The sequence below is a fragment of the Roseobacter sp. N2S genome (genome assembly GCF_031454055.1).
Taxonomy (GTDB): domain Bacteria; phylum Pseudomonadota; class Alphaproteobacteria; order Rhodobacterales; family Rhodobacteraceae; genus Amylibacter.
This window is the reverse complement of the sequence record NZ_JAVDQB010000001.1, coordinates 67,797-90,274: the sequence shown is the minus strand read 5'-3', so window position 1 is coordinate 90,274 and position 22,478 is coordinate 67,797. Positions and strand designations below refer to the sequence as shown.

Sequence of the window (22,478 nt, the reverse complement as noted above, 5' to 3'; positions counted from 1 at the left end):
GATCAGTCTCCTGTCTTTGTGGATGCTTTGGTGGCGCTTAACTGGCGCACCTCGGCCGAGGCAACGACGGTTTTTTGCCCGACAAACTGTTCGTGGTTTTGCGAGATTTTCTGAACATCGTAAAGGTAATTAACCATTGTTCCATTGGATTGTTTCAACCCGTTTTCAGAGGTATCAGCCCCCGCGTGCACTTTATGCACCATCGCGCCGTTGCCCAGATGGAAGCGGGCGACGGGGTCAAACGGCATGCCGTCCTCGCGTTTTGCATCCAGTAGGTAGCGGGCGGCACTGGCGGCGGGGTTGTCGTCTGGGGATGTTTTGCCGTCTTGGCTGGCACGCCAGCGGTTGAGGCCCGGAATGGGCGAGAGCGTCACAAAGGTAGAAAGCCCCGGCAGTTCGTGGGACAGATCGGACACCACTTGTTTGATGAGCGAGTTGCCAAAAGAAATCCCTGCAAGCCCCGTTTGGCAGTTTGAGATGGAGTAAAAGACAGCGGTGTCGGCGTCTTCGGCGTCAATGGTTTCGCGCCCGTCGGCCAACAGGTCTTGGATGGAATCTGGCACGCCGCGGGTCAGGGCGACCTCGACAAAAATTAGCGGTTCTTCGGCCATAGCAGGGTGGAAAAAGCCGAAACATCTGCGATCTGACGGTTTCAGGCGGCGGCGCAAGTCCTCCCAGCTGTCGATGGCGTGGACCGCTTCATAGGCGATGATCTTTTCCAGAATATCGGCGGGTGTGCTCCAGCTGATCGGGCGCAGCACCAGAAAACCACGATTGAACCATGAGGCAAACAGGTGTTTGAAATCCACGTCCACCGGTTCAAGCGCAGGATTTTTGCGCATCAGGCCCAACAGGTCTTTGCGCATGGCCACCAGTTGTCCTGTGGCACCGGGCACTTGGTTCAGCCGTCGCGCCAGTTCCTGACGGCGCGGTTCACACGCATTGGCAAAGGCGCGGTAGGTGGATTTACCGGGGGCGTCTTTATAGGCCTGCAAGGTAGACACCACAGTATCGGGGTCGATTTCCAACCCCTCGGCCATAAATTCGAAAAACCCGCGTTTTTCTTCGATGTCCATCTGTGCGTAGCGGTCCAGAATGCTGCGGGCCAGCGCCACGCCTGAAACTTCGCCGTGACTGCTGAGCAGGGATTCAGACAGATCAGTTATCGAGCGACCTTCAGCGTCTTTCAGCAGCCCACGACGGTAGCGGCGTTCAAAAACGGTTGAGACCATTTCACTGAAAAAGCTCATCTTGCGACCCCCATGACGGTGTCGGGCAGCCATGTGGCAATGCCCGGAAATACGCACAGCAGCAAGATCGCCAGCACCATGCAGCCCACGTAGGGCAACGATCCCATCAGGATGGTTTTCAGCGAAATTTCCGGTGCGATGCCATTGATAACATAAAGGTTTAGACCGACAGGCGGTGAAATCAAACCGATTTCCATGTTGATTGTCAGCACCACGGCAAACCAGATCGGGTCAAACCCTGCGGCGGTGATAATGGGCAACAGGATTGGTGCAGCCATCAGGATCACGGCAACAGGGGGCAAAAAGAACCCCGCGATCAGCAGGAAGATGTTCACCGCAATCATCAGAACCCAGCGGTTTACATCCAGCGTGCCGATCCATTCGGCGATGGCTTGGGTGATGAACAGGCTGGACAGCATGTAGGAAAACACACCCGCTGCGGCGATGATAAACAGGATCATCACGCTTTCTTTGGTGCTGTCGCGCAGGACCACCCACAGGTCTTTGGGGTTCCACAATTTGTAGATCACCATGGCGATGATCAGGCACAGCAAAGCCCCGACTGCGGCGGTTTCGGATGGCGTGGCGACGCCGCCGTACATGGCGTAGAGCACGCCCAGAATGATTGCCAGAAATGGCAGGACGCGGGGCAGGATTTCAAAGCGTTCCTTCCAGCTGTAGCTGCGCGCGGTCAGCAGGGCTTTGTTGCCCGAAGACCATGTGGAATACAGTGACCAGACCATAAACAGGCCCACCAGCAGGATGCCTGGCAGAACGCCTGCCAGAAACAGCCGTCCGATAGAGGATTCCGTGGCGATACCGTAGACGATCATCGTCACAGAGGGCGGGATCAGGATGCCGAGCGTACCACCCGCTGCAATAGACCCTGCCGCCACCCCGTCAGGATAGCCGCGTTTGCGCATTTCGGGGATGCCCATTTTACCGATAGCCGCGCAGGTTGCAGGACTTGACCCCGACATAGCAGCGAACAGCGCACAAGCGCCGAGGTTGGAAATCACCAGCCCGCCCGGAACCCGTGTCAACCAACGTTCCAAGGCTTCATACAGGTCTGCGCCTGCACGGGTTGAGGCAATTGACGACCCCATGATAATGAACATCGGGATCGACAGCAGGGCAAAGTTATCCAGCTTGCCAAACAGGATTTCCGGCAGCAGCTCTAGCGACCGCATTCCGTCAAAAATCATCAGAAATGCAGTGGAAACCAGCAGCAGGCCGATGGCGACGGACACGCCGGAAAACAGGATCAGGATGGTTGAAATGGCGACAATAGCGCCCAGAATAAGCGGGTCCACTATGTGTCCTCCAGGCCAAAAGGTTGGTCGATTTTCAGAATAACAGCCACAAGATCAGCGATCAGTTGCAGCAGGAACAGGGCAAAGCCTACGGGCAGGGCCAGGTAGGGAATCCACAGGCGCACCCCCCATATGGTGTCGGATTTCCAGTTGCGTTCAAAGGCCAGATGCCAGAATTCAAACCCGTACCACAGCATGATGCAGACCATGGCGATAGTCAGGCTTAGCGTGCACAGGCACAGGTAATACCGCGCGGTTTTTGGCAGGGCGAGCGGGACCAGATCCACATTCACATGCCCGCGCAACCGCTGCACATAGGGCAGGCCGATCAGGGTTGAACTGATGGCCAGATAAATCACCGCCTCTGTCTGCCACACGGTAGAACCGTTCAGCACAAAGCGGATCACGATCATCTGGCAGGTGATTGCAACAGCCGCAACAATCATCGCAGCCGAGCACCATCCAGATACTGTGGAAAGGGCGGCAACAGCGCGCAAAAAGACGTTGTTGCCCGTATGCGATACCGCTGCGGTTGGGGTTTGGCCAGCCATAGGGATGTCCTTTTGGTATTTGGAATGACAGGGGTCAGGCAGCAGGTTTACCGCTGCCTGTTAACGGGGCGGGCTTATTGAACAGCCAGCGCCAGATCCAAAAGTTTTTGTCCGTCAGGCACATCCGCGATGAAGCTTTTGTAGGATGTTTCTGTGGCAATCGCACGCCATGCGTCAAAGTCGGCCTGTGTCATATGGGCGATTTCAACACCTGCATCTGCAAAGACCTTTTCGGATTCGGCGTCCTCTTTTTTGGCTTCTTCCAGATAAAACGCCTGCGCTTTGGCAGAGGCATCCAGCAATGCTTTTTGCTGGTCTGCATTCAGGCCGTCAAAGGCAGTTTTGTTCATCAGCATCGGTTGATACATAAACCACAGGGCCACATCACCCGCTGGGGTGTAACATTTGGTTTGTTCGTAAATCCGGTAAGACACAAAAGACGAAGACGATGTATTCGCTGCGTTCAAAACACCTGTTTGCATGGCGTTATAGATTTCGGACGAAGCCATAGACGCGATGGATGCACCAGCCCCTGCCAGCATTTGTTCAAAGGCCTTACCCGCCGCACGGGTTTGTGCGCCTTGCACGTCTTCGGGTTTGGTGATGCATTTGTCTTTGCCAGCAAAACCACCTGCAAGATAACCGTGGACCAAAACCATCACGTCATCTTCGGCCATCTTTTCCTCAAGCGCCTTCATAAAAGGAGAGGCGCTAAGACGGGCGGCGTGATCGTGGTTTTTCACTAGACCCGGCATCAGGGTCAGGTTGAATGCAGGTTGCTGACCGCCAGCATAGCTTAGCGGGAAAACTGTCATATCCAGTTGGCCACGGCTAAGGGGGCGGTATTGTTCACGCGGTTTGAACAGGGATTTTGAGCCGAAAATCTTGATTTCCAGATCAACATTCGCCGCTGCAACATCATCCGCAACCATTTGCGCAACTTTGTGGCGCACGTCGTTGTTGGACCACTGATGGGACAAACGCAGTTCTTTCGCGCTTGCCATTCCGCCCAGACAGACTGCTGCCACAGCAGCGGCGGTCGTTAAAAAATTCGCTTTCATAATATTCCTCCCGTTTCGTGTTGCGGTGTTCCGAATGCACATCGAAACGCCAAAGCTGGCGGTTTCCCGTCGCTGTCGACGTTTTTCACAGGTATTGCATCCACGGTCAAGATTTTTGTATACAAGAATGGACAGTTGGCACTCAATCCCCGAGGCGGTGGACCATTGGAAATAGAAATCACACGCGCTGAAAAGATCGCCGAGACATTGGAACAGCTTGTTTTCAGTGGGCAATATAAAGACGGCGATCGTCTGGACGAAATAAAACTGGCCGAGAGTTTTAACGTGTCCCGTACCCCGATCCGCGAAGCCTTGCAGCGTTTGGTTCTGTCGGGATTCGCAGAACAAATCCCCCGCCGCGGCGTTTTTGTGCGCTTGCCGGGGCCGGTGGATTTGATGGAAATGTTTGAAACCATGGCCGAAATTGAATCCGCATGTGGCCGTCTGGCTGCATCACGAATCACTGATCAGGGGTTGGACCTGCTGCGCGCGACCAATCTGCGCTGCCAGACCGCCGTGGAAAAACAGGACCTTGAAGGGTATTACGCAGAAAATGAGGTGTTCCATCAGACTATTTATCGCGGCACGGCCAACGGTTTTTTGGAAAAAGAGGCGCTGCGCCTGCAAAACCGTCTGAAACCCTATCGCCGCACACAATTGCGATTTCGAGGGCGGGTTTCACAATCCATGTCCGAACATCTGTTGATCGTAGAGGCCCTGCAAACAGGCGACGGAGAAGCCGCAGCCCGTGCTTTGCGCGCGCATGTGGCGGTGCAGGGCGAAAAATTCCAGCAACTTATGGTGAGTCTTAACGGCTGAGTCTGTGCCCAGTTTTACGGGGAAGCGCAGGCATTAGGGTCGGCTGAAATTTGCCTGTGGGCAAAAAAGTCGGGTGCGTCGGTCTGCGCGGTTGATCTTTTTTCTATTCCGATTAAATTACTCGGCAATGGAAGCAACGGTACGCGAATTCAGATGAAGCCAAATAGAGTCAGCGTCGATTGGGCCGAAGCGCCTTTAATCCCTCAGACCAGATCACAAAGCCAGTTATACAAGCTGAACAAGCTGCGTTTGACGGCAATGCGATGTCGCGCCAGCACACAGGTCGATGTGTTTGAGGCGTGTAAGCTGTTGAATGTGAACGAAACACTTGCTGAAACCCATTTCGAAGAGGCTTTGCTGCGCACCCTGCGTCAGGGGCTGCAACGCAAACCGAAATTCTATTCTGTCGGTTCAAGCGAAGAAAGTTTCGACGAAAAATGGCTGCTACAGGTGCTTGGGGCGGCTGAGTCTGACGATTTTGCCTCGGTTGAATTTTTGATCCGCAGCCGAATCGATAGGCGGATGTGGCGCTCTATCCGGTTCCTTATTTTCGGCTCGGTGGGCAAATTTAAAAAATAACTTAGAACCGTTCTAAAACTATTGCAGTCTTTTTGGTTTATGCTTATCCTAGCTATAGGGAAGCCAGCCACATGCCAGCCACCCGTCGCAAAATTGACGAAGGACATCCCATGACACAGACCGCAGCAGATCTGACCCCCACCGCCAAAGAAGCCATTGCACAAGCGCTGAATCAAAGCGTTGCGGAAACCGCAGTGACAACAATGCTGGCGCAAAATTTCCACTGGAACGTTACTGGCATGGCTTTTGGCCCGCTGCATGACCTGTTCCAGAAAATCTACGAAGACCATTTCATCGCCCAAGATGATCTTGCGGAACGGGTTAAAGCCCTGAACGCCCATGCCGAAGGTACGCTTGCCGGCATGATCAAACGGTCAAAAATCGCAGAGCACGAAGGCACAGCCACCGATAAAGAAATGATCGCGGCCATGTTGGATGCGCAAGAAACTCTTGCGGCGACGGTTGCAGGCGCAGGCGCTATTGCCGCCGAAGCGGGTGACACATTGACCGAAGACCTGTGTATTGCCCGTGGCCAGACCCACGAAAAATTCGCGTGGTTCCTGCGCTCACATCTCGCTTAACGGGTTTTTAAGACCCTTTTTGCGACATTTGGCAGAATAGGCGTCAGCCCAATGGCTGTACTTGCCCAACTGCCCCTGCTGCGACACCAGCATTTCCACAAAGGCATGCTGGTGTTTTGGCTTTTTCAGCCCCTTATACAGTGATTTCTGCGTCTTGGTCATCGAACACCCGATGCAGTGTCCGGCGCGTTTGAACTTGCATACGTCTATGCAGGGCGAAGGGGTTTTTGGCATTTTAACACCTGAATTTTGCTGGGCTTCTGGCGCGTTTGGCGCAAACAGAACGCTGGCTTACTTGGTGAGGATCAGTTTTCCCTGACGGGTCAGGCGCAGAATATAGGTCTGGCCGTCCAACAGGATATGCGCTGTGGTGCTATCGCCCAGCATCTGGCGCGCGTCAAAAACCGGCAGAATTTCGTCGGCGTGACGAAACTCTGTTACGTGAAGGGGCGTCGCTTTGCTGGTCATCTGGCTGTCGTTTCCGTCTTTGGCGTGCATCTTGCGAGGGGACTCGCAAATCTATTTGATGGCTCAATACTTACTAAATAAGTCGGGATTGTCAATTCCGACTTATTTACTCGTCTAATAAAGCTGCGGCAAGCCGGCTTTCAGGCCACGTTTTGGTAATCTGGATGGATCAGCAAAGGCCCATTGCTCATTTTTTCAACGGCAATCGGGGTGGCGTAGACATCTGATAGGACACTGGCACGAAACACTTCGCCCACGGTGCCCGCCTTGGCGACTTGCCCGTCCCGCATCAGGCAGATGGCATCCGCAAAAGCCGCAGCAAGGTTCAGGTCATGCAATACTACCAGCACGCCAGCCCCCTGTTTCGCCATGGCTTTGGCGGTTTTCATCACCGCGATCTGGTGCAAGATATCCAGACTTGCAGTGGGTTCGTCCAGAAACAGATAGCCGGGTCCGAAAAGACTGCGGTTGGCCTTTAGCTGTGCCAATACGCGGGCAAGATGGGCACGGTGGCGTTGTCCGCCTGACAGGTTTGGCACGGGGGTATGGGCAAATTCGGTCAGGCCAAGCTGTAGGATCACGGAGGCGATCAATCTGTCTGTGTCAGAGGGCGGCAGTTCAATCGGGATCGACAGGCGGACCACCTCTGACACGGTGAAAGCGGCGGATAGGCTTGGGGTTTGTTCTAGAACGGCCCGTCGGCGTGACAGTTCTGTCGCGCTAAGGTCCGCCAGATTGCGGCTGCCGTAGGTCACCGTACCGTCCGAATTTGGCAGATCGCCCACGAGGGCTGACAGCAGCGTGGATTTACCTGCGCCGTTGGGGCCGCACAGGGCAAGAACCTGCCCGAAAGGCACATCCACATCTACGCCGCGCAACACGGGTTTTTTGCCGAAACTGACCTGAATATTGCGTCCTGTGATCATATTTTACGGCTCCGCAGCAATAGGAACAGGAAGAATGGCCCGCCAATTAGGGAGGTGGCCAAGCCGATGGGCAGTTCTTGGGGGGGGGCAATGTTGCGCACGATCAGGTCTGCGCCCAGCAGCAAGACTCCGCCAACCAATGCGGCTGCGGGGATCAGAAAACGGTGGGATCCGCCCACTAACATGCGGGCGATGTGGGGCGCCACGAGGCCGATAAACCCGATAGGCCCAGCGATGGAAACGCCCGCGCCGACCGCCATCGCGCAGATACCACAGGCGGTGAATTTGATCTTTGTGACGTTCAGGCCGGAATGAAAGGCAGCCCGCTCGCCCAGTTGGAACAGGTCCAGCGCGCGGGTGAACCGCAGCAGGGCGAGGCTGCTGAGCGTCATGATCGCCACGCTGATCACCACCGCCAGCCAGCCGGATTTGGCAAGGCTGCCCATGGACCAGAACGTCAGGTCGCGCAGTTGGGTATCGGTTGAAATATAGGTCAGAAATCCGATGCCCGCACCTGCGATGGAATTGATTGCAACGCCCACAAGGATCAATCGACCCACAGACATTTCCCCGTCTTTTTGCGAAAGGCCAAGGATCAGGGCTGTGACCAGCAAGGCCCCGCAAAAAGCGGCAATGGGCAGGATATAGGGGCGCAGCGTGGCTGGAATATCGCCAAGAAACAGGTCACCCAGCACAATCACCACAACTACAGCCGCAGAAGCCCCGCCTGAAATGCCGATCAATCCCGGATCGGCTAGCGGATTGCGTAGCAAGCCCTGCAAAACCGCGCCGCAGATGGCCAGTGACAGGCCGATGCCAAGGCCCAGAACCATGCGGGGGGCGCGGATTTGGGTGATAATAGCTGTGGGCATCGGGTCGGCTTGGCCCATTAGGGTTTGGTAAATCTGCGATAGGGACAGCGGCACAGGGCCGATTGCGACCTCGGCCAGCGCGATGGCCACAACGGCGAAAAACAGGCCACAAAAGATGGCCTGTTTTTTGGTCCACAGTCGTGAACGGTGTTGGGATGTTTCCGCGAGGGCCACGGGTTAATGGCCTGTCGCGTGTAAATGGCCCATCAATTCCGCCACAGCGGCAGGGGTGCGCGGGCCAAAACCCAGCAACATCATCGCGTCCATTTTCACCAGATTGCCCTGTTTTCCAGCCGTGGTTTGTTGCACGTCAGGGCGTTTCATAACAGCATCATCCCCGCCGATGTTTTCGGCATGTGCGCCTGACATCACGATAAAATCAGGGTTTGCCGCGATCAGGGCTTCGGCGTTCATCGGTTTCCACCCTGAAAAGGCACCAGCCGCGTTTTCGCCGCCTGCCAGTTCGATGATGTCGTTGGCGGAGGTTTCCCTACCGCCAACGACGGGTGCACCTTCTCGGACCGAGAGGATAAAAATGACTTTGGGGCGGTGATCGTATCCGTCAACCTTGGCTTTGATCGCTGCCATGTCTGTATTGTATTGCGCAATCAGTTGATCGGCTTGCGCGGTCAGGCCCAAGGTTTCCCCCACAAAATGGATCTTGGTGGGGACGCGATCTGCGCCGTGGCCCAGTGGGGCCAAGGCGATGGGCAGACCGGCTGCTTTGAGGGTGTCGATTACATTGGCAGGGCCTGCGTCATCCGCGCCGATCAACAGGTCTGGTGACAGGGATAATACACCCTCGGCAGACAGGGCGCGGACATAGCCGATCTGTTCTTTGTTTTGGGTGTCTTGCGGAAAGCCCGACGTGCTGTCCACTGCGATGATCTTGTCGCCTGCGCCAAGGGCGTAGACGATTTCAGTGATGTCGCCGCCTGCAACCGCGATGCGGTTGTAGGTCTGCGCGAGGGTTGCGCTGGCCGTGGTCAGGCACAGGGCAACCGCGATAGAGGTTAAGCGCAGCATTTTACAACCGGCCCAAACCGTCAAGAATTGTGCGCCAGCCATCCAGTTCCGGATTGCCTTCGCCCCGTTCGCCAAACATCAGGAAAAAGCTTTGACCGTCTTCGTCGAACGCCTCTAGCGAGGTGACCATGCCGTCTTTGGAAGGTTTGCGAACCACCCAAGCGTGGGCCACGTGGTCTTGGCGCAGGTGCATGTGGAATTTTTTGTCCATCACGTTGATCCACGGCCCCATGGCCTTGATGTTTTCAACTTCGCCTGTGTGAATCTGGATGCAGCCGGGGTTGCCGATGAAAACCATGATCGGCAGTTTGGCTTCGGCGGCCCGTTCCAGCGCCCAGGTCACCGCATCTGTTGGCACCTGCCACGCCATGTCTTCGCCCACCAAACGCAAGGCTTGCATCCGTCCGACGTTGTGCTTTTTCAGCATACCAAAGAACTGGTGCACATCGGTCATGGCATCCCAATCTTTGCGCAAAGCGGCGGCATCCACATCAGAATCAGGGCCGTCTTGGGCAATCGGGTCTGCGGCTTGGGGAATGATTTTTTCAGGGCTGTCGTTGACCCATTCAGCCACCAGCGCATCGAACTTGGCGCGGTCAGTGTCTTCGGTGGGATAGATTTTATGAACCGCCACGCCTGATTTATCAAAGAATTGCAGGGAAATCCGCAGGCCGGAATTCAATTCTTCTTCGATCACATAGCCAAAGGCCCAGCGGTTCATGAAAATCCGCAGATCAATGGTGCGGTTCAGGACCAGCCCCATGATCTTGCCGATATTGACGTTGTCAAATTCGCCGTAGCGTTCGTGGACTGCATGGGCGTTGCGGGTCAGGCACATGACCTCACCCACGCCAACCATGCCTTCCAACAGGCCCTTGAAGCCGAATGTGTCGTCCCGGCGCAACCGTTTGGCTGCGCCCGAGACTTGTTTCGCTTCTACGAGTTCTGCTTCGCTGATGCCCAGTTCCTTGGCCGCATCAACCGCGCGCAGAGCGCCCTTTTCCTGAACAAGGGTTTGAAATCTTTCAAAGGTGTCCGTTACAGAATGGTCCAGCATTGCAGTCTCCAGTTTAGAAGGTTTTCGCGAGGGAAAGTTTGACGTTACGGCCTTTGGCAGCTTGCGACAGGTAGGTGGCAGGCTGATAGGTCTCGTCCAGTACGTTATCGACGCCAAAGCGCACTTCCAGGCCATCAAGCGGCCCGTGATCGGGGCGGTAGGTGGCATAGATGTTGTGCACATTGTAGGCGTCAAAATTGCCACGGGATTGGGTGCGATCGGCAGCAAAGACACTGTTCACGCCGATTTTCAGTTCCGGCAGGATTTGATAGCCCAGACCCAGTTTGATCGAGTTATTGGCGATTGTGTCCAGTTTCGCGCCGTTCGGACCTTCGCCGTCAATCAGGGTAATACCCGCTGATGCAGAGAAGCGGCCACTGATGTAGCGCCCTTCGGCCTCTAGCCCTTTGATGATGGCAGAATCAATGTTGTCAAAGCCGATAACACCAGCACCGCCGCCGGTGCGGATGATCTTGTCTTTGATATCATTGTAAAAAGCTGTGACTTTGAAATCGACCGCATCATCTGCACGGAACAGGCTTTGACCGGTGTAAGAAACGCCAACTTCGTAGTTCATACCCTTTTCAGAGCGCAGGTTCAGGTTGGGTAGACCGCCGCTGAAGGCATCAAAGATTTCGTCATCTGTGGGCAAGCGGTTTACGCGGGCGACAGAGCCAAAGACGTTCCAATTGTCGTTCAACCGATAGATCGCCGCGAGTTGCGGTTCAACTGCGGTTTCCGACACAGTGGCAGAAGAGGCCGCAAAAGTAGATTTCGGCGCGATCTTTTGGTGATCCATCCGCAGGCCTGCGGTGACGGTCAGACGGTCGTTAAAGGTCATCTCGCTTTGGGCGTAAATCTCGTAGGATTCGGTGATCGCTTCGGCGTGGGAAGTTGACGACGGGTTGGCAGAGCGGTCCTTGCGGGATGTGGCGACGCCAAAGGTCAGGTAATGTTCAAACGCGTCGTTGGACAGGTTTGCTACGTTTTCAACTTTCAGTTTCCACAGCTCGTAAGACCGTTCCCCAAGCAAGGACGCGGAAATAGGTTCAGCGGCAACGGTGCCTTGTTGGACCTCTTTGGAGGAGTTGGTGTAGGATAATGTGGCGGTCAAATCCCAGAACGGGTTGTCTTCGGGGGCAAAGTTATATTCCAGTTTTGCCACTTGGGATTCAGTTGTGATGTCGCCCACACCCCAGCCCGCAAAGCCCGGAAACCGGCCCACTTGCGGGCCGTCTAACTGGTTGAAATCCTGATTTTCGCCGTCTGCATACAGATGCTGATAGGAAAACCCGATGGTATGCGCGCCTTCGGTGTAATTGGCTTTGCCAAGGAAGTTGCCGATTTGGGCGTTGGTGCGGATCAATGTGTTGCCGTCACCGTCCTGACTTTCGCCGATGTCGGAATAGGATACGGCAAACAATGCGTCGAACTTGTTGTTCGGGGCAAAGGCCATGATGGTGGTGGATTGGAATTTGTCTTCGTTGGATTCAAAGGTCAGTTTCTGGCGCACGGCAAAGGTGTCACCGTCTTTTAGAAAGTCGCTGGCGTCTTTGGTTTCCATCAGGATCACGCCGCCCATGGCGCCTGATCCATAAAGGGTGGATGACCCAGGGCCGCGCAGAACCTCGACCCGTTTTAACAGTTCAGGTTCCACAAAAAGCGAACCTTGGCGGTAGCTTTCGTAATACAGTTCTTCGCCGTCAACCAAGGTAATGATGGAGGATTCCGCCGCATCCAGACCCGCGCCAACGCCGCGAATGTTGAACGATTGCCCCAGCGGGCTGCTGGAACCAACGCCAGACACACCTGGAACCGTATCCAGAATATCACCGATGGTGGCGGCCTGTGTTTCGTCCAGCTTTTCCTGATTCACCACAGTCACAGACTGGGGCACATCGGATGCGACCTTGCTTTGGCCGGCGTTGATTACAATTGGATCTACTTCGGTAGATTGTTGTGCATATGCACCTTGAGCCGTGATCGCAGCGACCACCGCTAGGATAAACCTATTGGATTTCATAACCCATTCCCTCTCGCTTTGTTTGCTTTTCGCTTCCTAACGCGAGTCGGGTGGCTACTTTCTGCTGTGTATTTGTTTTCTTAGTATTTTTGTCAAGTATTGAATGGGCTAGGGATTGAAAATCATTGGAATCCGGAAGCTGTGTTTGGAAACAGCCACACCCTTTACTGCTTTCGGGGCACGCACGCCCTTTACCGCTTGTAGCGCGGCACTATCCGCCTTGCCATTACCCGAGCCCTTAACAACGCGGTAGCTGAGCAGTTGGCCGTTGGCCGCAACGGTGACCTGAACCACCACAGTGGCGCGGCGTTTTAATCCGCGCACAGCGCGTTTGCGCCGTTCAATGGCGCGGCGGATTTGGGCACCCCAGACATCCAGCGCCTTGGCAGCAGATTTCGCATTGCCGGATTTCACTTGCGCCGCACCGGCTGTGCCTGCGGTTTTGGTCTGACCTGCACCCGCTGCTTTTTGCTGGGCTTGGCCAGCCTGCGCGGGTTTGGGTTTCTTGGCGGTTTTTGTGGGTTCCGTCTTCTTGGCTTTTGGTTTTGGTTTTTCTACCGCCTTGGGTTTGGGCGCAGGTTTAGGTTCCGGACGCAGCTTTGGTTTTACCTTTGGCATAGGCGCTGCTTCAGGTTTTGGCTGGCTTGGCGTCGTGTCAATTACAGGGCGCACATCGGCCGATTGATCTGCAATGTTTGGGGTCGTCAAAGCCTGCAATTGCACGGGCGCATGTTGGGCCTCTCGCAGGGCTAGGGCTTGGGGCTGGGCAATCGGCTGATCTGCGGCGGGTTGCGCGATAGGCGGGGTTGGATCGACGGATTGCAGTTCTGGCTCTGCGGTCCATTCGGCGATCAGGCTTTCCATCTGTGGCGTTACACCTTGGATGGACACCAGATATTCGCCCTGCGCGCCGCCGCCTTCTTCGCCTGTTTCGGGGGATGCCACAAATCCAGCGGCATGGACGGAAACGGCGATGGCCCCAAAGACCAGCATTTCGGCATAGACCTTCATTTCTGCACCGCCACGATTTCAACGCTGGCGGCCCCTGTGGGGGACAGGCGTTGCATCACTTGCGCCAGTTTGGGCGCGGGCAGGGCCGCATCCACCCGCAGTTTCACCACGGTTTGCGGGTCAATCCGCCCGCCAAGACGCATCCAAGCGGTTTCACCTGTGAAGTCTTCAAACTGGACATCGCCGTCTTTGGACAGGTGCAGCGTCAGTTCGGATTCAGCATCGCCGAGGGTTTCGCTAACAGGCAAAGTCACCTCAAACGGCTCGGGCGGGGTGATTTGGGATGTCATCAGGAAAAAGATCAGCAGCAAGAAGACCACATTGATCATCGGGACAATGGATTCTTCGGCTTTGCGTTTTTGGGGCGGGGTGAAATCCATCGGCTTACTCAACCAAGACCACAGCGGTGAAGCCGGCCTGTTGCAGGGCTGCCAAAACGTCAATCACCTGTTGGGAGTGTGCCTCCTCCTGACCGCGTAAAACCACGGGATCGTCTGGTTTTTCAGACAGGTTTTGTAGGGCAGTAGGCAGGTTTGACAGGGCAATCGGCGTGCCGTTCAGCAAAATGGCGTCCGATGTGAGGGTGACCAAACGGGGCGGGCCGGAATAGCCGTCGCTGTTGGTGCCTGCGGCCAATGGCAGTTTAATCACCTGATCCAGTCCGAATTGCGACGCCAGCATAAAGAACACCAGCAACAGGAAGACCACGTCGATCATCGGCGTCAGGCTGGGTTTGCGCCGTTTGGGGGCTGGGGCGGCGAACTGCATTATTCCGCTGCCAGCGCAGATGTTTCTGCCAGTGTACCGCGGGGTTGGATTACAAAAACCTGCGTTGCAATATCTTCGAGATCGCGGCGTAAACTGTCCACTACGCTTTCAAACCACGTCAGCGCGAAAGAGGCGGGGATTGCCACCGCCATGCCCGCGGCGGTGGTCAAAAGCGCCTCCCAGATGCCGCCTGCCAGAATGGCGGGATCGGCGCGGCTGCCGCTGTCTTGCAGGGCTTGAAAGGCGGCGATCATGCCCAGAACCGTGCCCAGCAACCCCAGCAAAGGCGCGATGGTGGCGATCAGTTCCAACACCCGCAGCCCCGCATTGGCGTTTGCAAGATGCAGTTTGGCCACGCGGGTGGTTTCGTCCTTGGCGTCATTCACGGGAAGGGTGGTTTTGGCGCGGATGGCGGCATTCAGGAACCGGCTGCGCATGCCGCGCCGCGCGCCGCTGAGGGCCATCGCCTGTTGGGACTGGCCATTGCGCAGCGCATTCAAAGCAGGGCCAACGCCCCGCGCGCTCCACGCGCCCACAAGGGCCAAACGCCATGTTTTCCACAGCACAACCGTCAGCCCAAGAACGGACAAAGCGGCAATCGCCCAGATCGACGGGCCGCCTTCAACCAGAAAGCCAAGGCCAGCCGACACATTCGACCGCGCGTGAGTAATGAGATTTTCCAGCATAACCACCACCAAGAGTTGGATTCGGGGAAATTGCTGGCAGGGATACGCTGGCTGTTAGGCCCCGTATATTATTACCTGACTGAATAAGTCAATTAAAGAAAGCCGTTTTAGTCGGGGCAGGCTTGCAGGCCCGCCCCGACTCTTCACTTAATGTTTGAACTTGCGGATTTCACCGGATTGCAGACGCGCTGCATAAGAACCGAGCTCTCGTTTCACCAGTTTCATCAGGAAATACAGGGCAAAGATATTCACCACAGCCATGGCAAAGATCGCCGCATCCGAGAAGTCGATGACAGGGCCAAGGCTGGCGGCCGCACCGATAATAATAAAGATACAGAAGATCACTTTGAACACCAGTTCGGATGTTTTGCCTTCGCCAAACAGATAGGTCCATGCCTTCAGCCCGTAGTAGGACCAGGAAATCATGGTGGAAAAGGCAAACAGGATCACCGCGATGGCCAAGACATAGGGGAACCAGCTGATACCCGATGCAAATGCCGCAGAGGTTAGCGCCACGCCCGATACGTCGTTGATGGTGGCAACCGATGTTCCTGCCTCGTTCAGCACATAGTTACCAGTGGCCGGATCAATGATCATTTGTTGGGAAATGGTGATCACCAAAGCGGTCATCGTACAGATCACAACCGTGTCGATCAGGGGTTCCAACAGGGAAACGAAGCCTTCGGTGATCGGTTCTTTGGTGCGCACCGCAGAGTGGGCAATCGCAGCAGAACCTACGCCTGCCTCGTTAGAAAAGGCCGCCCGTTTAAAGCCTTGGATCAACGCGCCGACCATGCCGCCTGCAACGCCTAGACCGGTAAACGCACCGCCAAAGATCTGGCCAAAAGCCCAGCCTATTTTATCGTAGTTGACGATCAGGATGATCAAGGCCGCGCCCACATAAAGGATGCCCATAAACGGAACCACTTTTTCGGTTACATTGGCGATGGATTTGATGCCGCCAACGATCACTGCAAAGACCACGCCTGCAAAGATGATACCTGTGATCCAGCCGGGATAATCACCGACAATGCCTGCGATCTGGGCGTGGGCCTGATTGGCTTGGAACATATTGCCGCCGCCCAAGGCACCAAGGATACAGAACACGGAAAACAGCACCGCCAGGAATTTACCGCCGGGCAGGCCTAATTCGCTAAATCCTTTGGAAATGTAATACATCGGGCCACCAGACACGGTGCCGTCAGGGTATTCGTTGCGGTATTTCACGCCGAGCGTACATTCTGTGAACTTGGATGCCATGCCCAAAAGACCCGCAAGGATCATCCAGAACGTGGCCCCCGGTCCGCCGATGCCCACAGCAACCGCAACGCCCGCGATATTGCCCAGACCGACTGTGCCCGACAATGCAGTGGCAAGCGCCTGAAAGTGACTGACCTCGCCTGCGTCATTGGGATCGGAATAATCCCCTTTCACCAACTGGATCGCGTGTTTGAAAAAACGGAACTGCACAAAGCCGAAATACAGGGTGAAAATCGTGGCTGCGACCACCAGCCACATCACGATCCACGGGAAGGATGTGCCGGGGAAGGGGGCGAAAATCAGGCTGACAAACGGGCCTGTGAAGGCGGCAAAAGCCTGATTCACCTTTTCATCAAGGCTCATGGTTTCTTGGGCTAGTGCTGGATTGGCCAGTGGCGCTGCCAGCGCAGCCCCCAGCCAGAGTTTTGTTGAATATGTCATAGCTTTCTCCTTATCCGACGACTGTGACAGGCATGCTGGCGTTCATCACCAGATTGCCCGTAGAGCTGCCAAACAGTCGTTTTGCAAATCCACCTTCGGATGCACGACAGACCACAATCTGCTCGGCACCTTTTTCTTCGGCTAACGCGTTCAGGGTTTCAGCAACATCGCCATGGCGCACCGCTCCCGTGGCCACATACCCTTCGTCGATCAATTGTTTGACCGCAGGGTCAACGATGCGACTGGTTGCAAGCTGCAATTCCTCTTCGCGGCGTTGGTGCCGTTTGGCGTTTTCTTCGGCTGTCTGAAAGGAAAAGGGGGACCATTCGATCACATAAGCGACCACAAGTTCACAGTCCCCGATAAGTGTGGCTAAACGTTTTGCGTGGCTTAATGCACGGGTGCCAGACCCTGCACCGTCCAAACCAATCAATATTTTTGTCGGCATTTCGTTCTCCTGTTGTCCCGAAGCACGCGCCTAAAATATGGCGTCCGAAATTTGTGAGGGTTCGTGAATGCTTCAGGTTGATTGCTGTCCCCCTCACTACCCATAGTAGGTATAATCACTAGGAAGTGGCTACATTTTTGTTAAAATTTTGGATAACTTCATTGAATATGCAGGGATTTGTAGTCAAAATCACTGGATGCGTAGAGAATTAGACAAAATAGACCGGCGAATCCTTGACGAATTACAGGCCGACGGGCGGCTGTCTATTGTGGAGTTGGCGTCTCGGGTGAACCTGACAAACACCCCCTGTTCAGAGCGGGTAAAGCGGTTGGAAAAGTCGGGTCTGATTAAGAAATACGGGGCGGTCGTTGATCCGGCATTGCTGGGCTACAGTCATTTGTCAGTGGTGCAGGTTTCACTGGCCACCACCGCAGACAATCATCTGCAAGATTTTAACGCAGCCGTGCAATCCATCAAAGAGATCGAATCCTGCCTGATGATTGCCGGCTCGTTTGATTATGTTCTGGTGGTGCGCACCCGCGATATAATTCATTTCCGCGAGGTTCTGGGCGAGCAGATCAGCAAGTTGCCCGGCATCCGCCAGTCCAATTCATTCGCCGTGATGGAAGTGGTCAAAGACGCGCGGGAATTCAGCGTAAACAGCTAGTGCGTTACACCTTGTAGCTGGGCAACAATTGAAACGCATCGCGCAACGCATCGCCCCAGCCGTTTGAAATCGCCTGATAGACTGGATCATCCTTGTCGATCCGTTTTTCACGGCTGCTGTCAAACGACTCTGCTGCATAGACCTGTAAATCAAACGGCAGGCCCACGGAAAGGTTTGACTTGATGGTGGAATCAAACGACACCAACAACAGTTTCACCGCGTCCTGAAAGCTCATCTTGGGGTCATAGGCGCGGACCAGTATCGGCTTGCCGTATTTGGTTTCGCCGATCTGGAAAAACGGGGTGTCATCAGTGATTTCAATGAAGTTACCTGCGGCATAGATCAGGAAAATCGTCGGTTTGCCGCCTTTGATCTGACCGCCCACAATGATCGAGGCACCGAACTGGTCTTCGGAAGTTTGCCCCGTCGGGGAGCTGTCGATGATCACTTCTTTCAGGGTCGCGCCCACAAGGCGGGCCACCTGAAACATGGATTCTTGCTTGAGGATGCTAGGGTCACGATCCTCGCTAGAGCGGGAGCGTTCTTCGAGCAGGCTGATCACAGATTGCGTTGTGGCCAGATTGCCCGCCGTCATGATCGTAATCGACAGGTGATCGGGAATGTTCCAAGTGAACATTTTCTTGCTGACAGCGAAATTATCCACACCTGCGCTGGTGCGGGTGTCCGACATGAAAACCAGCCCACAATTAAGCCGCATGCCAATGCAATAAGTCATCTTTTCTACCAGTAGGGAGTCTACGCAGTCTTCTTACTGCTGCACTTGCAAAGATACAATTAAAGTCTCATCTGCGGGTCCGATTCTAAGGCCTTCAACTGGCGAGGCATCCCGCGCATCGCGGCCAATGGCGATGCGGGCGTAGCGTTCATCGGGGGAATAGCCGTTGGACACGTCAAATCCGACCCAGCCAAGGCTGTCGATATGGGCTTCGGCCCAAGCGTGGCTGGCATCCTGATTAACGGTGTCATTCATCATCAGATAGCCACTGACATAGCGCGCCGGAACATTGGCGGCGCGGGCGGCGGCCACAAAGATTTGCGCATGATCCTGACAGACGCCCAAGCCCCCCACCAGCGCGTCTTCGGCGGTGGTGTTGGAATGGGTCGCGCCAATCTGATAGGGCGCGGCCTTTAGGATTGCGGCGGATAATGCGTGCAGCCCGTCCAGCGTATCAGCGCTTTGCCCAATCACGCCCGCTATTTCACGGATGGCAGGGCCGGGCAGTGTTTGCTGGGTGGGATGCTTGAAATGCCACAGGGGCGCGCAGCCATAGGTCTTGCCGAATACGCCGTTATTTGGCGGGGTAACGATGGTGCCTTTTGCCTCTATCAGAATTTTATCCGCACCGGGCGTGATGCTGACCAGATCCACCTGATTGCCGTAGTGATCGGTGTAGGCTGTTTCAAATTTACCCCCGTTCAGGGCAACCTGCCAGTGTTGAACCTCTTGCAAGACCGAGGTCACAGGCCGCAAACGCAGCTTTTGCAGCGCATATCCGACGGGTGCGCTGTAGGCGTATTCTGTGCGGTGATGAATATATAGCTGCATTATCCGATAAACCTGTAGTCTTGCTCTATCTGGATCGCAAGTGTGTTGGTGTCGGTGATCACTTGCCCGACAAACGGATGCAGCCCCTCGTCAAAGATTGACGAGATATCGCGGTTTTTCAGCCGTGCCAGCAGGGCATCGGCCATATCGTGGGACGGCAGATGACTGCCGTATTCCTCGGCCAAAAGGGTCAGGTTGGCGGCGATTTGCTCGGCGCAGAACAGCAAGGATCTGGGCATACGGCGATCGAGTATCAGGAATTTTGCAATGGCAGGGGCAGCGAAATCGTCTTCAACGGCCCAGCGAAAAGACCGATGGGCCGAAACTGATCGCAGGATGGTTTCCCACTGCACATTGTCCATGCGACTGCCCACAAAAGACGGGGCGGGCAGCAGGGAATAATATTTCACGTCGATAATACGCGCCGTGCTGTCGATCCGTTCAATGGCAATCCCAAGGCTGCAAAAATCGTAAACGTCATTGCGCAACATGGTGCCATGTAACGCGCCGCGCACCAGTGCCGATTGTTGGCGGATGGTGGCCAGAACAGCGGGCAATTCGGTTTCAGGGATCGGATTGCGCAGCAGTTTGGTCAGCAGCATCCATGTGTCATTCACCGCATACCAGACCTCTGCCGTCAGGGCCGTGCGCACCAGTCGGGCGTTATCCCGCGCCGCTTTGATGCCGGACAGAACCGAGCTGGGATTATCCACATCGCGCAGCAGAAAATCGACAACCTGCGTGCTGTCATATCCTTGGTGCCGCTGTTCATAGGCGTCCTGACTGGCGGATGTGATGATGACCGATTTCCACTCGGCCTCGGCGTCATTGGATCGGGTCAGCGCAATGCGAAACCCTGCTTCGATCAAACGTGCGGTGTTTTCTGCCCGCTCAAGAAAGCGGAACATCCAATAGAGACCCCCTGCGGTTTTTCCAAGCATGTCAGTCTTCCAATACCCAAGTGTCTTTTGTGCCACCGCCCTGTGACGAATTCACCACAAGCGAGCCTTCTTGCAGCGCGACCCGCGTCAAACCGCCCGGCGTAATGTTGATGCCCCTTGGCGACACCAGCGCGAAGGGGCGCAAATCCACGTGGCGGGGCGATAGGCCCGCGTCGGTAAAGATCGGCACGGTGGATAGCGCCAAAGTGGGCTGCGCGATGTAATTTGCTGGTCTGGCTTTTAGTTTGGCGGCAAAATCAGACAGTTCTTTTTTACTGGCAGCGGGGCCAACCAACATACCATAGCCGCCAGAGCCGTGAACCTCTTTCACAACAAGATCGGCAAGGTTATCGAGCACATATTGCAATGTATCAGGCTCGGAACAGCGGTGGGTTAACACGTTCTTAAGTAACGCGCGTTCCCCTGTGTAAAATTCAACAATATCAGGCATATAGCTGTAAATTGCCTTGTCGTCCGCCACACCTGTCCCCGGTGCATTGGCAATAGAAATATTGCCCGCGCGATAGACATCCATAATGCCTGGAACGCCCAGCATGGAATTGGGATTAAAGGTAAGCGGATCAAGGTATTCGTCGTCCACACGCCGATAGATCACGTCGATGGTTTTATAGCCTTTGGTGGTGCGCATGGCGATATGGCCGTCCACCACCCGCAGATCATGGCCTTCGACCAGTTCCACGCCCATCTGATCCGCCAAAAAGCTGTGTTCGTAATAAGCCGAATTGTGAATGCCGGGCGTCAGAACCACCACACAAGGCCGCCCCTCGCAGGATTTCGGTGCCGATGCTTCGAGCGATCGGCGCAGGTTTTTCGGATAGTCACTGACCGGCTGAACCTTGATAGTGCTGAACAGTTCGGGGAACATCTGCAACATGGTTTCACGGTTTTCCAGCATATAGCTGACCCCCGAAGGAGTTCGGGCGTTGTCTTCAAGGACGAAGAAATCATCCTCGCCAGTGCGCACGATATCGGTGCCGACGATATGGGTATAGACATCCCCCGGCGGGCTGAAGTCCATCATCTGTGGCAGAAAGGCATCGTTCTGGGCGATCAGTTCAATCGGCACAATGCCCGCCCGCAGAATTTCCTGACGATTGTAAATATCGTGCAGGAAGGCGTTGATGGCGTAGACCCGTTGCTCGATCCCTTTGGACAGTTTGCTCCATTCCTTATTGGACAGAATGCGGGGCACCAGATCAAAGGGGATCAGCCGTTCTTCGGCGTCGGTTTGGCCATAGACGTTGAATGTAATGCCCGTGCGCCTGAAAAAGGCTTCGGCCTCGGCGGATTTTTGGGTCAGCCGGTCGTTGTTCTGTCCGGCAAACCAAGTGTCATAAAAGCCGTATGGGCTACGCGCGCCATCAGCGCCGCGAAGTTCATCAAAGTAGTTGTTTTGCGATTTCATTCCCTTGACTGTAGGGAGTTATTCTCTGTTAGCAAATGGTTGCCAAGAAGTCGGGATGGAATCTTTGTTTCTGCTTAATTTGGGGGCAGTTCATCAAGCTGCGCGTAAGTTTTCAGCAGTGAATAGGGGCTTGATGGGCTGTTTTTAGGGAAACGAGTTAAAATAAGGCAGTTCTTACAGGGCGGTGTTAACTGTTGTATACTTGAAAAACCGCCTGTCAGCCCTTTGCAGCGTCGGATTCCAGCGCATGGGGGGCCACCAGAACACAATCGCGATCCGCATAAATCCAGTCGCCCGACTGGATGGTGACGCCGCCAATGGATAGGGTCGCGTCTGTGGTGGACGGGGCAGGGGTCCAGCCGCGCCGCGCCGTGGCCCCCAGCGCCTTTACCCCGATTTCCAGCGCGTCAATGCCCGTGCTGTCACGGATTACCCCGTTGATAACCACACCGACCCAACCGTTTTTCGCACCGATTTCGGCCAGTCTGTCCCCCATAACACCCACACGCAAGGAACCCTGACCATCAACCACTAAGACCCTGCCTGCGCCCGATGTTTCCAGTATTTTAAGAACCGAGGTGTGATCTTCAAATGTTGTCAGGGTCACGCAGGGGCCTGAAAAGCACATGTGTTGCCCGTAGGATTGGAACTGCAATTCGCAGACTTGCAGGGCGGCGTGGTGGTCATCGTAAAGGTCGGCAGTGGAAAAATCGGGCTGTTTCATGGGTCGGGCTTTC

General features: G+C 55.2%; 26 protein-coding genes. 4 read left to right on the top strand and 22 right to left on the bottom strand.

Features of this window, described 5'->3' with window-relative positions; genetic code table 11:
- Positions 1–2: 2 nt before the first annotated feature.
- The 4 genes from GGE09_RS00445 to dctP form a co-directional block, all read right to left on the bottom strand.
- Entirely contained in the window at positions 3–1,250 is a 1,248-nt protein-coding gene (locus GGE09_RS00445) for a malonyl-CoA decarboxylase (protein ID WP_309742740.1), read from the bottom strand.
- Positions 1,247–2,563, bottom strand: coding sequence for a TRAP transporter large permease (locus GGE09_RS00440; RefSeq protein WP_309742738.1), 1,317 nt, complete (start codon positions 2,561–2,563; stop codon positions 1,247–1,249). Before GGE09_RS00440 ends, GGE09_RS00445 begins: the two co-directional genes overlap by 4 nt.
- Positions 2,563–3,114, bottom strand: coding sequence for a TRAP transporter small permease (locus tag GGE09_RS00435; RefSeq protein ID WP_309742736.1), 552 nt, complete (start codon positions 3,112–3,114; stop codon positions 2,563–2,565). Before GGE09_RS00435 ends, GGE09_RS00440 begins: the two co-directional genes overlap by 1 nt.
- Positions 3,115–3,188: 74 nt before the next feature.
- Entirely contained in the window at positions 3,189–4,175 is a 987-nt protein-coding gene (gene dctP / locus GGE09_RS00430) for a TRAP transporter substrate-binding protein DctP (protein WP_309742734.1), read from the bottom strand.
- Positions 4,176–4,346: 171 nt separating this feature from the next.
- Between dctP and GGE09_RS00425 the strand changes: the two genes are divergently transcribed.
- The 3 genes from GGE09_RS00425 to GGE09_RS00415 all read left to right on the top strand — a co-directional run bounded on the left by GGE09_RS00425 (position 4,347) and on the right by GGE09_RS00415 (position 6,154).
- Entirely contained in the window at positions 4,347–4,994 is a 648-nt protein-coding gene (locus GGE09_RS00425) for a GntR family transcriptional regulator (RefSeq protein WP_309744793.1), read from the top strand.
- A gap of 153 nt (positions 4,995–5,147) precedes the next feature.
- Entirely contained in the window at positions 5,148–5,573 is a 426-nt protein-coding gene (locus GGE09_RS00420) for a hypothetical protein (RefSeq protein ID WP_309742732.1), read from the top strand.
- Between the two features lie 110 nt (positions 5,574–5,683).
- Entirely contained in the window at positions 5,684–6,154 is a 471-nt protein-coding gene (locus GGE09_RS00415) for a DNA starvation/stationary phase protection protein (protein WP_309742730.1), read from the top strand.
- Here the strand turns inward: GGE09_RS00415 and GGE09_RS00410 are convergent.
- The 13 genes from GGE09_RS00410 to GGE09_RS00350 all read right to left on the bottom strand — a co-directional run bounded on the left by GGE09_RS00410 (position 6,140) and on the right by GGE09_RS00350 (position 17,140).
- Positions 6,140–6,388 (bottom strand): DUF1289 domain-containing protein, encoded by a 249-nt coding sequence (locus GGE09_RS00410; protein ID WP_309742728.1) that lies wholly within the window; start codon positions 6,386–6,388, stop codon positions 6,140–6,142. The genes GGE09_RS00415 and GGE09_RS00410 overlap by 15 nt on opposite strands.
- Before the next feature lie 57 nt (positions 6,389–6,445).
- Positions 6,446–6,622 (bottom strand): hemin uptake protein HemP, encoded by a 177-nt coding sequence (hemP, locus tag GGE09_RS00405; RefSeq protein ID WP_309742726.1) that lies wholly within the window; start codon positions 6,620–6,622, stop codon positions 6,446–6,448.
- Positions 6,623–6,762: 140 nt separating this feature from the next.
- Positions 6,763–7,548 carry a heme ABC transporter ATP-binding protein gene (locus GGE09_RS00400; RefSeq protein WP_309742724.1) on the bottom strand — a complete coding sequence of 262 codons (786 nt, stop codon included), beginning with the start codon at positions 7,546–7,548 and terminating at the stop codon, positions 6,763–6,765.
- On the bottom strand, positions 7,545–8,594 hold the full coding sequence (locus GGE09_RS00395; RefSeq protein ID WP_309742722.1) for an iron ABC transporter permease: 1,050 nt from the start codon (positions 8,592–8,594) through the stop codon (positions 7,545–7,547). The genes GGE09_RS00400 and GGE09_RS00395 overlap by 4 nt, the downstream gene beginning before the upstream one ends.
- Positions 8,595–8,597: 3 nt before the next feature.
- Positions 8,598–9,446: an ABC transporter substrate-binding protein gene (locus GGE09_RS00390; protein ID WP_309742720.1), complete on the bottom strand. Its 849-nt coding sequence runs from the start codon at positions 9,444–9,446 to the stop codon at positions 8,598–8,600.
- 1 nt (position 9,447) lies between these two features.
- The gene (locus tag GGE09_RS00385; protein WP_309742718.1) at positions 9,448–10,503 is read right to left on the bottom strand and encodes a ChuX/HutX family heme-like substrate-binding protein; all 1,056 of its coding nucleotides are present in this window, start codon (positions 10,501–10,503) and stop codon (positions 9,448–9,450) included.
- A gap of 13 nt (positions 10,504–10,516) precedes the next feature.
- Entirely contained in the window at positions 10,517–12,526 is a 2,010-nt protein-coding gene (locus GGE09_RS00380) for a TonB-dependent receptor domain-containing protein (protein ID WP_309742717.1), read from the bottom strand.
- A 108-nt stretch (positions 12,527–12,634) separates the two neighbouring features.
- Positions 12,635–13,537 (bottom strand): TonB family protein, encoded by a 903-nt coding sequence (locus GGE09_RS00375; protein ID WP_309742715.1) that lies wholly within the window; start codon positions 13,535–13,537, stop codon positions 12,635–12,637.
- Complete coding sequence (locus tag GGE09_RS00370; RefSeq protein ID WP_309742713.1) at positions 13,534–13,917, bottom strand: biopolymer transporter ExbD; 384 nt, start codon at positions 13,915–13,917, stop codon at positions 13,534–13,536. Before GGE09_RS00370 ends, GGE09_RS00375 begins: the two co-directional genes overlap by 4 nt.
- Positions 13,918–13,921: 4 nt before the next feature.
- Positions 13,922–14,305, bottom strand: coding sequence for a biopolymer transporter ExbD (locus GGE09_RS00365; RefSeq protein ID WP_309742711.1), 384 nt, complete (start codon positions 14,303–14,305; stop codon positions 13,922–13,924).
- Entirely contained in the window at positions 14,305–14,991 is a 687-nt protein-coding gene (locus GGE09_RS00360; protein WP_309742709.1) for a MotA/TolQ/ExbB proton channel family protein, read from the bottom strand. Before GGE09_RS00360 ends, GGE09_RS00365 begins: the two co-directional genes overlap by 1 nt.
- A 147-nt stretch (positions 14,992–15,138) precedes the next feature.
- Entirely contained in the window at positions 15,139–16,692 is a 1,554-nt protein-coding gene (locus tag GGE09_RS00355) for an alanine/glycine:cation symporter family protein (protein ID WP_309742707.1), read from the bottom strand.
- 10 nt (positions 16,693–16,702) lie between these two features.
- The gene (locus GGE09_RS00350) at positions 16,703–17,140 is read right to left on the bottom strand and encodes a universal stress protein (protein WP_309742706.1); all 438 of its coding nucleotides are present in this window, start codon (positions 17,138–17,140) and stop codon (positions 16,703–16,705) included.
- 196 nt (positions 17,141–17,336) lie between these two features.
- On the opposite strand from GGE09_RS00350, the gene GGE09_RS00345 reads away from it, so the two are divergent.
- Entirely contained in the window at positions 17,337–17,807 is a 471-nt protein-coding gene (locus GGE09_RS00345) for a winged helix-turn-helix transcriptional regulator (RefSeq protein WP_309742704.1), read from the top strand.
- 4 nt (positions 17,808–17,811) lie between these two features.
- Here the strand turns inward: GGE09_RS00345 and GGE09_RS00340 are convergent, their stop codons facing one another.
- The 5 genes from GGE09_RS00340 to rraA all read right to left on the bottom strand — a co-directional run bounded on the left by GGE09_RS00340 (position 17,812) and on the right by rraA (position 22,465).
- Complete coding sequence (locus GGE09_RS00340) at positions 17,812–18,543, bottom strand: peptidase (protein ID WP_309742702.1); 732 nt, start codon at positions 18,541–18,543, stop codon at positions 17,812–17,814.
- Positions 18,544–18,576: 33 nt separating this feature from the next.
- The gene (locus GGE09_RS00335; RefSeq protein ID WP_309742700.1) at positions 18,577–19,374 is read right to left on the bottom strand and encodes a transglutaminase family protein; all 798 of its coding nucleotides are present in this window, start codon (positions 19,372–19,374) and stop codon (positions 18,577–18,579) included.
- A complete protein-coding gene (locus GGE09_RS00330) occupies positions 19,374–20,315 on the bottom strand; it encodes an alpha-E domain-containing protein (protein WP_309742698.1) in 942 nt (313 codons plus the stop codon). Before GGE09_RS00330 ends, GGE09_RS00335 begins: the two co-directional genes overlap by 1 nt.
- A 1-nt stretch (position 20,316) precedes the next feature.
- A complete protein-coding gene (locus tag GGE09_RS00325) occupies positions 20,317–21,741 on the bottom strand; it encodes a circularly permuted type 2 ATP-grasp protein (RefSeq protein ID WP_309742696.1) in 1,425 nt (474 codons plus the stop codon).
- 217 nt (positions 21,742–21,958) lie between these two features.
- The gene (rraA, locus tag GGE09_RS00320; RefSeq protein ID WP_309742694.1) at positions 21,959–22,465 is read right to left on the bottom strand and encodes a ribonuclease E activity regulator RraA; all 507 of its coding nucleotides are present in this window, start codon (positions 22,463–22,465) and stop codon (positions 21,959–21,961) included.
- Between the last annotated feature and the right edge of the window lie 13 nt (positions 22,466–22,478).